Source organism: Pseudomonas sp. PDM14, from assembly GCF_014851905.1.
Classification (GTDB): Bacteria; Pseudomonadota; Gammaproteobacteria; order Pseudomonadales; family Pseudomonadaceae; genus Aquipseudomonas.
Genome location: NZ_JACVAQ010000001.1, coordinates 1,576,910 through 1,590,178, shown reverse-complemented (window position 1 = coordinate 1,590,178; position 13,269 = coordinate 1,576,910). Strand labels below are relative to the sequence as shown.

14 protein-coding genes are annotated in these 13,269 nt (G+C 67.9%); all 14 read right to left on the bottom strand.

Going from position 1 to position 13,269, the window contains the following annotated elements:
* Window positions 1–9 precede the first annotated feature (9 nt).
* The 14 genes from IB229_RS07505 to IB229_RS07440 are packed head-to-tail and all read right to left on the bottom strand — an operon-like array spanning window position 10 to window position 13,187.
* Window positions 10–1,254, bottom strand: coding sequence for an NAD(P)/FAD-dependent oxidoreductase (locus tag IB229_RS07505; RefSeq protein ID WP_192326488.1), 1,245 nt, complete (start codon window positions 1,252–1,254; stop codon window positions 10–12).
* Window positions 1,241–2,401, bottom strand: a complete 1,161-nt coding sequence (locus IB229_RS07500; RefSeq protein WP_192326486.1) for a sodium:proton antiporter — start codon at window positions 2,399–2,401, stop codon at window positions 1,241–1,243. Before IB229_RS07500 ends, IB229_RS07505 begins: the two co-directional genes overlap by 14 nt.
* Window positions 2,398–4,749, bottom strand: coding sequence for an MMPL family transporter (locus tag IB229_RS07495; protein WP_192326484.1), 2,352 nt, complete (start codon window positions 4,747–4,749; stop codon window positions 2,398–2,400). Before IB229_RS07495 ends, IB229_RS07500 begins: the two co-directional genes overlap by 4 nt.
* Window positions 4,733–5,326, bottom strand: a complete 594-nt coding sequence (locus IB229_RS07490; protein WP_192326482.1) for an outer membrane lipoprotein carrier protein LolA — start codon at window positions 5,324–5,326, stop codon at window positions 4,733–4,735. The genes IB229_RS07495 and IB229_RS07490 overlap by 17 nt, the downstream gene beginning before the upstream one ends.
* Window positions 5,326–5,751: an acyl-CoA thioesterase gene (locus IB229_RS07485; RefSeq protein ID WP_192326481.1), complete on the bottom strand. Its 426-nt coding sequence runs from the start codon at window positions 5,749–5,751 to the stop codon at window positions 5,326–5,328. The genes IB229_RS07490 and IB229_RS07485 overlap by 1 nt, the downstream gene beginning before the upstream one ends.
* On the bottom strand, window positions 5,744–7,285 hold the full coding sequence (locus IB229_RS07480; RefSeq protein WP_192326479.1) for an HAL/PAL/TAL family ammonia-lyase: 1,542 nt from the start codon (window positions 7,283–7,285) through the stop codon (window positions 5,744–5,746). The genes IB229_RS07485 and IB229_RS07480 overlap by 8 nt, the downstream gene beginning before the upstream one ends.
* Complete coding sequence (locus IB229_RS07475) at window positions 7,266–8,213, bottom strand: glycosyl transferase (RefSeq protein ID WP_192326477.1); 948 nt, start codon at window positions 8,211–8,213, stop codon at window positions 7,266–7,268. Before IB229_RS07475 ends, IB229_RS07480 begins: the two co-directional genes overlap by 20 nt.
* Window positions 8,210–8,944, bottom strand: a complete 735-nt coding sequence (locus tag IB229_RS07470; RefSeq protein ID WP_192326475.1) for a glycosyltransferase family 2 protein — start codon at window positions 8,942–8,944, stop codon at window positions 8,210–8,212. The genes IB229_RS07475 and IB229_RS07470 overlap by 4 nt, the downstream gene beginning before the upstream one ends.
* Complete coding sequence (locus IB229_RS07465) at window positions 8,937–10,619, bottom strand: acyl-CoA synthetase family protein (RefSeq protein WP_192326473.1); 1,683 nt, start codon at window positions 10,617–10,619, stop codon at window positions 8,937–8,939. The genes IB229_RS07470 and IB229_RS07465 overlap by 8 nt, the downstream gene beginning before the upstream one ends.
* A complete protein-coding gene (locus IB229_RS07460; RefSeq protein ID WP_192326471.1) occupies window positions 10,616–11,173 on the bottom strand; it encodes a hypothetical protein in 558 nt (185 codons plus the stop codon). Before IB229_RS07460 ends, IB229_RS07465 begins: the two co-directional genes overlap by 4 nt.
* Before the next feature lie 2 nt (window positions 11,174–11,175).
* The gene (locus tag IB229_RS07455; protein WP_192326469.1) at window positions 11,176–11,436 is read right to left on the bottom strand and encodes an acyl carrier protein; all 261 of its coding nucleotides are present in this window, start codon (window positions 11,434–11,436) and stop codon (window positions 11,176–11,178) included.
* Window positions 11,437–11,447: 11 nt separating this feature from the next.
* Window positions 11,448–11,708 carry a phosphopantetheine-binding protein gene (locus IB229_RS07450; RefSeq protein ID WP_192326467.1) on the bottom strand — a complete coding sequence of 87 codons (261 nt, stop codon included), beginning with the start codon at window positions 11,706–11,708 and terminating at the stop codon, window positions 11,448–11,450.
* Window positions 11,683–12,498: a lysophospholipid acyltransferase family protein gene (locus IB229_RS07445; RefSeq protein WP_192326465.1), complete on the bottom strand. Its 816-nt coding sequence runs from the start codon at window positions 12,496–12,498 to the stop codon at window positions 11,683–11,685. Before IB229_RS07445 ends, IB229_RS07450 begins: the two co-directional genes overlap by 26 nt.
* Window positions 12,471–13,187, bottom strand: coding sequence for a beta-ketoacyl synthase chain length factor (locus IB229_RS07440; RefSeq protein WP_192326463.1), 717 nt, complete (start codon window positions 13,185–13,187; stop codon window positions 12,471–12,473). Before IB229_RS07440 ends, IB229_RS07445 begins: the two co-directional genes overlap by 28 nt.
* Between the last annotated feature and the right edge of the window lie 82 nt (window positions 13,188–13,269).

Genomic DNA, 13,269 nt, shown 5'->3' with positions numbered 1-13,269 from the left:
CGGTTCTCCTCAGCCCTGCGCGCAGAGTTCGGCGAGCACGCGCAGGCGGCGGCGCGGCTCGGCCACATAGGGGTTCTTCTCGTCCCAGGCGTAACCGGCGAGGATCGAGCAGATCATGCGGCGGATGTCGTCCGAAGCCTTCTCGTAATAGATGACGTCCTGGAAGGAGCCGTCGTACCAGCCTTCGACGTAGACGCGGAAGGTGTCCACGCCGCGCTTGAGCGGGATGGCGAACTCGTTCTCCCAGTCCACCGCCTCGCCGCTGAGCTGGCGGTGCAGCAGGCCGGCGGCCATGCTCGCCGAGCGCATGGCGATGGTCACGCCGGAGCTGAACACCGGGTCGAGGAATTCCGCAGCGTTGCCGAGCAGGGCGAAGCCCGGGCCTTGCAGCGCCTTGACGTTGGCCGAGTAGCCGTTGATCTCGCGTACCGGGGTGTCCCACACGGCGTTTTCCAGCACCCGGGCGAGCGATGGCGCCTCGGCGACGAATTGCTTGAGGCAGGCTTCCAGGTCGACGTCGCGGCCTTGGTAACGCTTGGCGTCGGCGACCACACCCAGCGAGCAGCGGCCATTGCTGAACGGAATCGTCCAGAACCACACGTCGCGCATCTCGGGGTGGGTGGTGATGAGGATTTTCTCGCGGTCGAACGCCGGGTGATCGATACGGTCCTCGATGTGGGTGAACACCGCGCGGCGCACCGGGAAGTCCGACGGCAGCTCGAGGTCGAGCAGGCGCGGCAGCACGCGACCGTAGCCGCTGCCGTCGAGGACGAAGCCGCACTCGACCTGGTATTCGTGGCCATCGGCCAGGCGACGTACGCTCAGGCGCGGGCGCGCGGCGCTGAAGTCGGCGGCGAAGATCTCCTCCTCGTAGCGTACTTCCACGCCCTGGCGGGCGGCTTCATCGGCCAGCACCTGGTCGAAGTGCGCGCGCTGCACCTGGTAGGTCGAGCCCTTGCCAGCGGTGAACTTGTCGCGGAAATCGAATTCGGTGTAGCGCTCGCCCGAGGCGAAGGCTGCGCCGTGCTTGGTCTGGAAGCCGGCGGCCTGGACCGCTTCGAGCATCCCGGCTTCCTCGACGAAGTCCAGACAGTGCGACAGCAGGCTCTCGCCGATGGAGAAGCGCGGGAAGCGCTGGCGCTCGAGGACCAGCACATCGTGTCCGTTGCGCTTGAGCAGCGCAGACGCGATGGCGCCCGACGGGCCGGCACCAATCACCACGACCTGACGTTGTTCGACTTCAAGAGACTTCATAGCGGCTTCTGGCCTCGTTAATGGCAGTGGTAGACGGACGGGTGCCGAGCAGGGCCGGCAGCAGTGTGGAGAACAGGCTCATCAGCAGCAGGCTGAAATACACCAGTGAATCGATCAGCTGCAATTGCAGGAGCAGGTTGAGGAAGACGATTTCGGTCAGCCCGCGAATGTTCAGCAGCACGCTTTCCTGCCACTTGATCTTCGCCGAGGCCGTCGGGTCGGCCCAGTGCAGGCCGAGCCAGCTGCCGACCACCTTGCTCACCACCGGCAGCACCAGCAGGGCGCCGAGGTAGATCCAGGAGTACTGCTCGCCAACGCCGTGGAAATCCACGCGCAGCACGCCGCAGGTGAGGATCAACGGCACGGCCAGGCCGTTCAGCAGCAGCTTCCAGTGACGTTCCGGCAGCGGCAGGCGGAACGGCTGGCCGAGCCAGGCCAGGCACAGCATGTAGGCGATGCCGAAGACCAGGGCGTTGAGCTTGAGTTGCTGGAACAGCAGCATCAGGGCGAAGAACGGCAGGCTGTAGAACAGGCCGTGGCGCAGGCGCAGCACCTTGTGCAGCACCAGCGGCAGGGCGGCGGCCAGCAGCGGCCAGAGCAGGGCGGCCGGATGGCTGCTGCCCTGGGCCAGGCCGAACAGGCTCCAGCACATGAAGTCCATGAGAATCGCCGCGTGCAGCAGGCGTTTGGTCGCCGCGGGCGGGTAGCCGATGCTCTGCAGGAACAGGTACAGCACCGGGATCGCGGTGATGGAAAACAGCAGGCCGATGCCCACCGCGCTCAGCCAGTTGGGTTCGCCGGGTAGCAGCCAGGCCGCACAGGCAAGGCCGGCGAGCATCGGCACGAGGAAGCTGGGCACGGCGATTTTCAGGCTGGCGGCGCTGACGTCCAGGTCGATCACGTCACTGAGGATGTAGCCCAGCAGCAGGGCGAAGCACAGGCCGTAAGCCAGGTTCAGCCATTCCGGCGCGAGCAGGTCCTGGGCGCCGAGCTGCCAGTGCGGCTCGACCCAGAACAGCAGCAGGGCCGGTATCGCCAGGCTGGCGACCAGCAACTGGCCGACGATAGGGATCAGTCGCCGGCCACCGCCGATCGCGACCAGCGCGTAGAGCGCCAGCGCCAGCAGCCAGAACCCGATAACACTCATGACGCCACTCCTGCGCGCGTGTCGGGGTGAGCCTGCTCACCGTGTTGCGCGCCGGCCCAGGGCGCGAGCAGGAAACTGAAGACCAGGCCGATGCTGATGGTCAGGCCGAAATTGCTTACCGCCGGGGTGCTCGACAGCGCCAGCAGGCCGAACGACAGCCAGGTGGTCAGCGCCGAGATCAGCGTGCCGAGCAGGCTGGTGGCGGCACCGCCGACCCGTTCGCGCATGAGGATCGCGTAGTCCACGCCGATGGCCGTGACCAGCAGCAGGCCGAACAGGCTGAACAGGGTCAGCGGCTGGCCGAGCCAGCCCAGGCAGGCCAGGGCAGCCAGCGCGGCGAGCAGGGAAATCGCCAGCACGCGAGCGGCGCCACGGACACCGAAGACCAGCCAGAGCACGGCGAAGATCAGCACGCAGGAGGCCAGCTTGAGCTCGGCGGCGCTGAGCTGGGTGGCGGCGAACAGGCGGTTCAGCTCGCCGAGGCGGTCGACCAGCTTGACCCCCGGCAACCCCTCGGCCTGGGCGGCGAGCAGGGCGCTGTCGCTGAGACCCTGCAGGCTGACCAGACCCGCGATCTGGCCGTCGCCGGCGTCGCCCAGCCACAGCGGACGCCAGGGCTCGCCGAGCAGGCCGGTCAGCGCTTGATCGATGCTGCGGGTCGGCAGGGCCTGCAGTTGCTGCACTTCGGCGGCGACCATCGGCGCGCTGATACCCAGCGCCTGCAGCGGCTGGCTGGCCGCCGGCAGCTGAGCGAGGGCCTGGCGCAGGCGCGCCTGCTCGCTGGGCGCGGCGATCAGTTGGCTGAGGGCCAGGTAGCTTTTCAGGCTGCCGGCGGCGACTAGGCTGTCCAGGCGTTCGCTGAGCGCCTGCTGGCGTTGCAGCATTTGTTCTTCGTCAGCGGCACGAACCAGGAAGAACTGGCTGGTCGGCTGGAAACCGATGATGCGGCTGATCGCCTTGGACTGTTCGATCAGCTGCGGCGGTGTGCTGGCCCATTGGCGCAGGTCGTCCTTGAGCGACAGCTGAGCGACGCCAGCCGCGCAGAAGGCCAGGAACGCCAGCAGCAGCCAGGGCGTGGCGACGCGCTGCAGCAGGCGTACACGCCAGGCCAGCAGGCGTGTGGCCCAGCCGTGCGGTGCGGCCCAGGGCACGATCGGCACGCGGCCGAGCAGCGCCGGCAGCAGGCACACCGAGCACAGGTAGGAGCCGAGCAGGCCGGCGGACGAGAAGATCGCCACCTGGGTCAGCGCCGGGAAGGGTGTGAAGGCCAGGGCCAGGTAGCCGATGACGTTGGTTGCCAGGCCCAGGCTGAGGCCGAGCAGGGTGGCGCGCAGGGCGTTCCAGGCGTGCCAGGGCTGCAGGGTCCAGCTCTTCGACAGCAGGTGCAGCGGGTAGTCGATGGCTACGCCGATCAGGCTGGCGCCGAGCACCAGGGTCATCACGTGGATATGGCCGAACACCGCGACGCAGGCGGTCAGCCCGGCGAGTACGCCGACCGCGGCCGGCAGCAGGGCGAGCAGCACGCGCACGCGGCGGAAGGCCAGCAGCATCAGGGCCAGGGCGCCGATACTGGCGATGCTGCCCATCAGGCTGATTTCCTCGGTGGCCTGGCGCTGGCCATGGGCGGAATAGAGCAGGCCGCTGCTGGCGAGCAGTTCACCGCCGCTGGCCTCGATGTCGGTGCGGGCCTGGTTGACCAGGGCGTCGACTGCCAGCGGCAGGTTGCCGTCGAAGGCATCGAGGTTGGTGCGTGCGCGCAGGAAGGCCCAGGTGCGGCCGTCGCTTTCCGCCAGCAGCGCGCCACTGAGGTCGAGCTGCAGGTTGTGGTTGCGCGGCAGGCCCTTCTCGATCAGCAGGCTCAGGCCCAGCCAGTCCTGCTCGGTGGCGACCAGGCCCTGGCTGCGGAAGGGGTCGAACAGGTCCTGCACGCGGCGCTCGATGAAGCCCTGCGGGTTGGCGATGAGCAAGTCACGGTCGGTCTTGCCGAGCAGGGCCAGGCGGTTGTCCTGCAGTTGCTGGCGCAGCAGCGGCAGGTCCGATTGCAGCTGCCACTGGACCTTCTCGAACTCGTCCTGCTGTTGCCAGCGCTGGCCCAACTCGGCGGCCAGGCGCAGGGCCTGCTGGCGGTCGGGGTGGCCGACCAGAAGCACCAGCTCGCGGTTCAGCGGCTCTTGCATGCGCTGTTCGGCGCGCTGTTCGAGGGCGCCCGGCGCGCCGCTGGGGACCAGCTCCAGCAGGTTGGCCGAGACCGGGGCGCCGTTGCGCCATTGCCAGCCGGCGACCGCCAGCAGCAAGAGCAGGCAGACGCCGAACAGGCGCGGGCCCCAGTGCTCAATCCGCGAAATCATGACGTTCCGTGTCGCTCAGGGCCGGCCCGGTGAGGCTCTCGGTCAGGCGCAGCACGGTGCTGTCGCCCTGGGTTTCCTTCAGCTCGATGCGTTGCACCAGGGCGCCGCCGCTGATCTGGATTCTGCTGAAGATCTGCTTGAGCAGCACGCCGCGCGGGGTCAGGTCGAGCTGCCAGGCCTCGGCGGTGCCGCTCAGGGCCAGGTCGAAGTCTTCGCGCAGGCCGCTGCTGTCGCCCTTGAGCACGGCGAGGAACAGGCGATTCTGCTGCGCCGAGGCGCTCTGCTGGGCCACCGCCTGCCAGCCCTGCGGCGTGCGCCGGGCGATGCCGCGGTCGTCGATGCGATAGTCCTGCTTGAGCGGCGATTGCAGCAGCCAGAGCAGGCCATGTTCCTTGGCCAGAACGAACTGCCCGGTGCTGGTCAGCGGCTGCGGCAGGGCGCGCAGGTGTTTTTCCTGGATGAACGGGCCGCGCACCACCTCGGGTTGGCTCAGTTGGGCGCCGAGCTGATCGAGGTCGAAGGCCTGCGCCAGCGGCGCGAGCACGGCGAGCAGCAGGGCCAGGCTCAGGCGGCGCATCACGCCAGCACCCGCTGCACGGCGTCGACGAAGACCCTGGGCGAGGCCAGGAGCATTTCGCGGGTGGCGATCTCCACGGCGACCTGCACGCTGCTGCCGCGGGTCATGCGCTCGCCGGTGGCGGCGTCGCTGATCAGGTAGTGGATCTTCAGGCGGTTTTCCCACTCGACCAGGTCGGCGCGCACCTTGATGCGCTGGCCGAACTGGGCGCCGCGGATGTAGCGCAGCTGCAGGTCGATCACCGGCCAGGCGTAGCCGGCGTCACGCATCTGCCGGTAGTTGTGGCCGAGCCTGTCGAGCAGGGCGCAGCGCGCTTCCTCGAAGTATTTGACGTAGTGGCCGTGCCAGACCACTTCCATCATGTCGACATCGAAGAACGGCACCGCCAGTTCGATCTCGACCTGCAGCACGCCGGCGCTACGCATACAGCCTCCAGTGCTGGGCACGGATGCGCACCAGGCACAGGCGCAGCTCGGCTTCCAGGGCGCGGTCCTCGATCACCGGCGGGAAGTCGGCGGCCAGTTGTTCGCGCATCGCTGCGACGGGGGCGGGGATGTGTATCTTGCCGTCGCGCTGGCGCAGCCACACGCCCTGGTTGGCGGCCAGCAGGGTGGCGGCGGCGACCTGTTCGGTCAGCTCCAGGCTGCGCAGGGCGTCGCGCGCGGCGATGGTGCCCATGCTCACCTTGTCCTGGTTGTGGCATTCGGTAGAGCGCGAGAACACGCTGGCCGGCATGGTGTTTTTCAGCGCTTCGGCGGTCCAGGCGCTGGTGCCGATCTGCACGGCCTTGAAGCCGTGGTTGATCATCGCGGTGACCGCCGGCGCGCCGGACAGGTTGCTCGGCAGGCCGTGGTTGTAGCGCACGTCGACCAGCAGGGCGAGCTGGCGGTCGAGCAGGTCGGCGACGTTGCCGACCAGGTTTTTCAGGCTGTCCATGGCGAAGGCGATATGCCCGCCGTAGAAGTGCCCGCCGTGCAGCACGCGCTCTTCCTCGGCATCGATCAGCGGGTTGTCGTTGGCGCTGTTCAGTTCGGTCTCGATGAACTGGCGCAGCAGGCCCAGGCTGTCGGCCAGCACGCCGAGCACGTGCGGTGCGCAGCGCAGCGAGTAGCGGTCCTGCAGGCGGTGCAGCGGCGCGGTCGGCGCGTCGATGGCCAGGTCCTGGCGCAGCCAGGCGGCAACCTGCATCTGCCCCGGATGCGGCTTGGCGGCGAACAGGCGCTCGTCGAAGTGTTCCGGGTTACCTTCCAGCGCCACCACGTTGAGCGCGGTGATGCGGGTGGCCAGCTTGAGCAGGTAGTCGGCTCTGGAGAACGCCAGGCAGGCCAGGGCGGTCATCACCGCGGTGCCGTTCATCAGCGCCAGCGCCTCTTTCGGGCGCAGGGTCAGCGGCGTCCAGCCGAGTTCTTTGTGCACGTCGGCAGCGCTGCGGCGCTCGCCCTTGTACATCACGTCGCGCTCACCGCTGAGGGTGGCGGCGACGTAGGACAGCGGGGTCAGGTCGCCGCTGGCACCGACCGAGCCTTCTTCCGGGATCAGCGGCAGCACGTCGTGGTCGAGGAAGGCCTGGATGCGCTCCAGCAACTCCACGCGTACCCCGGACACACCGTGGCACAGCGACTGCAAGCGCGCGGCCAGCACGGCGCGGGTGCTGGCTTCGTCGAGCAGCTTGCCCAGGCCGCAGCCGTGGAAAGTGAACAGGTGCTTGGGCAGCGCCTCGACCTGATGCAGCGGCACGGCCACCACGCAGGAGTCGCCGTAGCCGGTGGTGACGCCGTAGATCACGCCTTCCTTGTCCAGCAGGGTGTCGAGGAAACGCGCGCCCTTGGCGATCTTCTCGCGGTAGGCAGCGTCGTTCTGCAGGTGCGCACGGGCCTGGCGCTGGGACAGAGCCACGACGTTTTCGATGGTAAGCGGCTGCTCGCCGAAGATCACGGGGTCAGGCTGGTAGGTCGTCATGTGCGTTCCAGAACGGGTAGAAGTTGAACCATTGCAGCGGAGCGTCCAGGCAGCGTTCGCCCAGGCGTTCGGCATAGCGTTGTACCCAGCCGCGGATCACCTCGTCGCGTTCGCTGCGCTTCCACTGGATGCGCTCGCCGAAGGGTTCGAGGATGACCTGGTAACGGCCGTCGATCTTCAGGCAGTTGAGCAGGTTGACTGGGCATTGCAGCAGGCCGGCCAGCAGCCACGGCCCTTGCGGGAAGGCTGCCGGCTGGCCGAGAAAATCCACCCTGACGTTGCGCCCGCCGTGCAACGGTACGCGGTCACCGGCAATCGCCAGCCACTCGCCACGTTCCAGACGCTCGGACAATTGCAGCATGATCGCCGGGTCCAATTCGCTGACCTGGATCAGGCGCAGGTGACTGGCGCCGGCTTCGCCGAGCAGGCGGTTGAAGTGTTCGGCGTGCTTGGTGTGCACCAGCACGTTCATCTGCACCTTCTCGCCCAGCTCGGCGAGGGCGCGACACACCTCGAGGTTGCCCAGGTGCGCGCCAACCAGCATCTGCCCACGGCCGCCGCGCCGCAGCTGGCCGCGCACGTCCTGCGGGTCGACCAGCTGCACCTGGTCCAGGCCGAGTTTGCCGTTCCACACGTCGAGCTTGTCGAGCAGGGTGTCGGCGAAGGTCATGAACTGGCGGAACACCCGGCGCCGGCTCGGCTGCAGTTCGCTGCGTCCGCTCCAGGTGGCGAGGTGGCGCTGGTACTGCCAGATGCTCAGCCGCGCCTGGCGGCCGAATATAAAGAAGTACAGGACGATGGCATACAGCAGCGGGCTGAGCAGGCGCCGGCCGAGCACGCGCACGGCCACCGCGGTGAACTTCATCAGGACGAAGCTGCCGCGTTCGGCCTGCCCGGCCCAGTGCTGGTTGCCGCTGTGCTGGTTCATCCGCGCCAGCGCCTCCAGAGAATCAGCGGCGCGCGCAGCACCATGCCGAAGAACAGCTTGGCGTGCATCTTCGAGATCAGCGCGTTGTCATGGAACAGGCGAAAGTGCGAGAGACCGTCGAGCGGGTAGTGCACCTTGGTCGGCAGCCATTGCATCGGCTGGTTGCGCCAGGCCAGGCGCACGAGGATCTCCGGGTCGAAGTCCATGCGCTTGCCCAGCCCGGTGGAGTCGATCAGCGCCACGGTAGCCGGCAGCGGGTAGACGCGGAAGCCGCACATGGCATCGCGGATCTGCAGCGACAGGCTGTTGATCCACACCCACACGTGGGTCAGGTAGCGCGCATAGAGACGGCCCTTGGGCACGCTGGCGTCGTACTGCGGATAGCCACACACCAGCGCCTGCGGGTGCGCCTGCGAAGTGGCGAGAAACGTGGCGACGTCGGCGAGGTCGTGCTGGCCATCGGCGTCCACCTGCAGCGCATGGGTAAAGCCCAGGCGCTGTGCTTCCCGCAGGCCGGCCATCACCGCGCCGCCCTTGCCCTGGTTGACCGGCAGGCGCACCAGGTAGGTGTTCGGCTCGCTGGCCAGCTGCTGCATGACGGCAGCGCAGGCAGCGCTGGACGCATCGTCGACCAGCACGCAGGGCAAACCGGCCGCATGCAGCGCGGCGACCACGGTGGGCAGCGCGTGTTCGTGGTTGTACACCGGAATCACCGCGCAAGGCTTATGCACTGGCGGCCTCCAGCAGAATTCTCCCCGACGAGCAGGCGGCCTCGCCATTGCGGTAGGCGAAGTACAGCTTGCCGCGTGTGCTGTCGAACCGCAGGCTCAGCTGCAGGCGGTCGCCGGGGCGTACCAACTGCTGGAACTTCAGCACTTCCATGCCGCAGAAGCGCGGCGGCAGGTCGCTGATCAGCTGGCGGGCGAGCTGCTGCGCCCAGTCGATCTGCACCACGCCCGGCAGCACCGGGGTCTGCGGGAAGTGGCCGGTGAAGTGCGCCAGGTCCAAGGGCACGTCGAGTTCGAGCTGCCATTCGCCGTCCGCTTCGACTGCCGTGCGCGGCTCGACGCGGGTTGGCCGTGGCGCGGCGACCAATGCATCCACTGTGGCCTGGGCCAGCTTGCCCTGGCTGCTGTAGGGCAGCTCGGCGAGCAGGCGCCAGCGGCGCGGCAGGGCGATGGCTTCGCAGTGCGCGGCGAGGTAGCGGCGCAGGGTGTCGGTGACGCTGCGCCGACCCTGGTTGCGCAGGGCGTAGACCCCGGCCGGGCTCAGCGCGACCAGCGCTCCGAGGAAGGCGCGGCCTTCCTGGATCATGCCCAGGCGCGCGTCGGCAATCCAGTCGTGGCTGCCCAGGGCCTGCTCCAGCATGGGCAGGGAAATGCGTTTTTCTTCCAGCTTGACGATGCGGTCCAGGCGCCCGCGCAGGACGAAGCGACCGTCGGCCGCGATCTGCGCGGCATCGGCGGTCTGCTCGACGTGGCCAGCCGGCAGGTACGGCGAGGTCAGGCGCAACGCGCCTTCGTCGTTGAGGCTCAGGGCGACGCCGGCGAACGGCTGCCACTGCTCACCGCCCTGACGCCAGGCGATGCCGCCGGTTTCCGAGCTGCCGTAGATTTCCGTCGGCCACTGGCCGAGCTGGTCGTGCAGCAGCTGCGCCGCATCGGCCGGCAACGCGCCGCCGGAGGAGAACACGCGACGCACGCGGCTCAGGGCCGGCCAGTCGAGGTTGTCGCCCATGCGTTTCAATAGTGCAGGACTAGCGACCCAGGCAAATGTTGAGTGGCCCAGGCTTTCACGCTGCAGATCCTCGGGGAAGGGCAGGGCGCGGCGTACGAACGGGCGGCCGGCGCACAGCGGCCAGAGCACGCGGAACAGCAGGCCGTAGATGTGCTGGGCGGCGACACTACCGAGGATCACCGCATCGCCGAGGTCGGTACCCCACAGCTGTTCCAGGGCGTCGACTTCGTTGGCCAGCTGGCGCAGGGACTTGTCGATCAGCTTGGCTTCGCCGCTGGAGCCGGAGGTGCACAGGGTCAGGCGGCACTGGTCAAGATCAAGCCGCTCGGCGACCAGCGGCTTGGCATCCAGCGCGCCCTCCAGCGACGCGACGCCCGGACTGTCCAGCCACAGGTCGCTTTGCGCGGCGATGCGCTGGCGGGTCTGCGCCTGGGCGTCGGCCGGCAGCAGCACGTGCACGCCGGCGCGCCAGGCGCCGAGCAGGGCGATGGCCAGCTCGCCGGCGTCTTCCAGGTACAGCGCCACGCGGCGCACCTGGCGCGCCTGCAGGGCAGCGGCCAGACGCAGGGCGCTCTGGCGCAGCTCGGCGTGGTCGAGGGTCGGTTCGAGCGCCGCCGGGCGTTGTGCCGGGGCATCGAGAAGCAGGGCGTCCAGGCCGATCCAGCTCATGCCGGTCTCCTTGAGTGCTGTCGCACGCGCTGGCGGATCAGCCACTCGCCGGCGAACAGCAGGCCGATCAATCCGTAGGAGATCAGGCCGGTATACAGGGTCCACCAGCTCAGCGGCGCCCACAGGTTGAGGGCGGTCACCACCAGGGTGTTGGCGAAGAAGAACCCCGCCCACACCTGGGTCACCTTGCGCGTGTAGCGCACGGCGATGTCTGGCAGGTTGGGGTCACGCAGGCGGGCGAAGCGTTCGGCCAGCGGCGGACCGTAGATCAGGCTGAGGCCGAACACCGCCAGCAGCATGCTGTTGAGCAGTGCCGGGTACCAGCGCAGCAGCGCCGGTTCACCTGCCAGGCCGAGCACGGCGCAGAACGCCAGTGCAGCGGCGGCCATCCAGCGGCTGCCGGGCTTGCTCCAGTTGCTCAGGGCGCGCGCCAGCCATAACCCGCCGAGAAGGAGGGCGAACAGGCGCGGCGACAGGTGCTCCATGCCGTAATACACGGCGAACGGATAGAGCAGGCCTGCCACCACAAGCAGCAGCCCGAGCAGCTTACTCATGCTCAGGCTTGTGCCGGGGCGTTGACGACCTGCAGCACCGCTTCGACCACGTCACCGACCGTGCGCACCGCCTTGAACTCTTCGGCGGCGATCTTCTTGCCGGTCTGACGCTTGATGTGATCGATCAGGTCGACGGCGTCGATGCTGTCGATTTCCAGATCTTCGTAGAGGTTGGCATCGAGCGTCACGCGCTCGGCGTCGAGCTCGAACAGTTCGACCAGGGCGCCACGCAGGGTGGCGAAAATTTCTTCACGGGTTTGCATCGTCTGCGTCCTCAGGCGGCCTTTTTCGCAGCAACGAAGGCCGCCAGGCTGGCCACGTTGGCGAAGTGCTGACGGGTATCCTTGGCTTCGGCGTCGATCTTGATGCCGAAACGTTTCTGGATAGCCAGGCCCAGCTCGAGGGCGTCCACCGAATCCAGACCCAGGCCGTCGCCGAACAGGGTGAGATCGGCGGCGATGTCTTCCGCGACCATGTCTTCGAGGCCGAGTGCCTCGATGATCAGGTTTTTAATTTCCAGCTGCAGATCGCTCATCTTTTGCGAGCTCCTTCATGAAGTGTTGGTGCAGATGCTCATTGAGTTTGCGCGACGCGATCGGCAACGGCGCCTGCGCGGTGTAGTGCCCCGGGTCGATATCCTCGCCGACCCGCAGGCGGAAGTGGAAACGACGCGACGGAATGCTGTACCAGGGTTCGGCCTTGGTCAGCGTGGTTGGCGTCACGCTGATCACCACCGGTGTCACCACCTGGGCGCCACGCACGGCAATCGCCGCGGCACCGCGGTGGAATTCCGGGGTTTGCCCCGGTGTGGTGCGGGTGCCTTCGGGGAAGATCACCAGCGTTTGCCCGTCCTGCAGCGCCCCAGCCGCTTCGTCGAGCATGTCCATGCTGCCACTGTTGCTGATGTAGCCGGCGGCCCGAATCGGCCCGCGCATGCAGGGATTGTCCCACAGGCTCTGCTTGACCACGCAATTGGCGTCACGAATGAAGGCAATCAGCACCACCACGTCGATCAGCGAGGGGTGGTTGGCGATGACCATCTGCCCCGGTCGGCCCAGGCGGTCGATGCCTTCGACCTCGTAGGTCAGCACGCCGGTGCGGAACATGAACTGGACGAACTGACGGAACACCCAGCTCACCGTGGCACGGGCGCGGGTGCGGCGGGCCAGGGCATCGCCGGGCAGCAGGGCCAGCAGGGGGAACACCAGCACGCGTAACAGCACACCGCCGATGCCGAACAGGCTGAAGCTCGCCGCCGTCGCGATCAGGCGCCACCAGTAGGGCGCGCTGTGCGGGCTCAGGCCTTGTCGAGTGACCAGTTCCATTGCCGATTCTTCCAGTGGTGAGTCAGGGAGGTCTGCCCGCTGCACAGCGTGCGGACCAGGTTCAGGGCGTGCGGCCACTCGCTGCGTGGGCCGCTGCCGGCGCGCAGGCTGAGCTGACAGGTGTCGCCCGGCGTGAGCAGCAGGGCCAGGGCATAGGAAAACGGTACGTCATCGATATACGGCGCATACAGCTGTGGTGGGGTTTCTTCGGCCACCACCAACAGTACGGCCGGGGCACCTTCGCCGAGCAATGTTGCAGCTTCGAGAATGCCCTGCTCGAGGCCGTCGCCTTCGCCGGCTAAGGCGGTCATTTCACTGGTGTCGCCGCGCTGGATCGACCACAGACCGATGATCGCGTTGTGCACCGAGAGGCTGAACTGGGTGGGCGAGAGCGGTTCGTCGCGAGCCAGGTCGGCGAGGATCGCCAGTGTGCGCGGGGTTTCCCCGTGACGGCTGACGAACACCATGGGCAGGTGCGGGTGGGCTTCGGCCAGCGGCCAGGAGACGTGGAAGGCCATGCGCGCGAGGCGACTGAGGCGGCGGCGCTGCATGGCGGGGAGGAAACTGACGTCGGGCTGCTGGCCCTCGTCGGCGACCGCACGCGGCGATGCATGCCAGGCAAGCCAGTCGTCGTGGCTGTCGAGGTCGGGGGCCCAGGCGCGCCATGTTTCGATGTTGAAATGTGTCACGCGCGAACTCTTCCCGCCCCTGCGGGCTTCCTTGTCTACTGCGACTGCCCCCGGCGCATGCGCTACGACGGGGTTATGGCGA

Excerpts from the sequence above, each read along its gene's own strand:
- IB229_RS07445 (WP_192326465.1), bottom strand. The coding sequence starts at position 12,498 with ATGGAACTGGTCACTCGACAAGGCCTGAGCCCGCACAGCGCGCCCTAC.
- IB229_RS07455 (WP_192326469.1), bottom strand. The coding sequence starts at position 11,436 with ATGCAAACCCGTGAAGAAATTTTCGCCACCCTGCGTGGCGCCCTGGTC.
- IB229_RS07465 (WP_192326473.1), bottom strand. The coding sequence starts at position 10,619 with ATGAGCTGGATCGGCCTGGACGCCCTGCTTCTCGATGCCCCGGCACAA.
- IB229_RS07505 (WP_192326488.1), bottom strand. The coding sequence starts at position 1,254 with ATGAAGTCTCTTGAAGTCGAACAACGTCAGGTCGTGGTGATTGGTGCC.
- IB229_RS07475 (WP_192326477.1), bottom strand. The coding sequence starts at position 8,213 with ATGAACCAGCACAGCGGCAACCAGCACTGGGCCGGGCAGGCCGAACGC.
- IB229_RS07460 (WP_192326471.1), bottom strand. The coding sequence starts at position 11,173 with ATGAGTAAGCTGCTCGGGCTGCTGCTTGTGGTGGCAGGCCTGCTCTAT.
- IB229_RS07450 (WP_192326467.1), bottom strand. The coding sequence starts at position 11,708 with ATGAGCGATCTGCAGCTGGAAATTAAAAACCTGATCATCGAGGCACTC.
- IB229_RS07480 (WP_192326479.1), bottom strand. The coding sequence starts at position 7,285 with ATGACGACCTACCAGCCTGACCCCGTGATCTTCGGCGAGCAGCCGCTT.
- IB229_RS07495 (WP_192326484.1), bottom strand. The coding sequence starts at position 4,749 with ATGATTTCGCGGATTGAGCACTGGGGCCCGCGCCTGTTCGGCGTCTGC.
- IB229_RS07500 (WP_192326486.1), bottom strand. The coding sequence starts at position 2,401 with ATGAGTGTTATCGGGTTCTGGCTGCTGGCGCTGGCGCTCTACGCGCTG.
- IB229_RS07490 (WP_192326482.1), bottom strand. The coding sequence starts at position 5,326 with ATGCGCCGCCTGAGCCTGGCCCTGCTGCTCGCCGTGCTCGCGCCGCTG.
- IB229_RS07485 (WP_192326481.1), bottom strand. The coding sequence starts at position 5,751 with ATGCGTAGCGCCGGCGTGCTGCAGGTCGAGATCGAACTGGCGGTGCCG.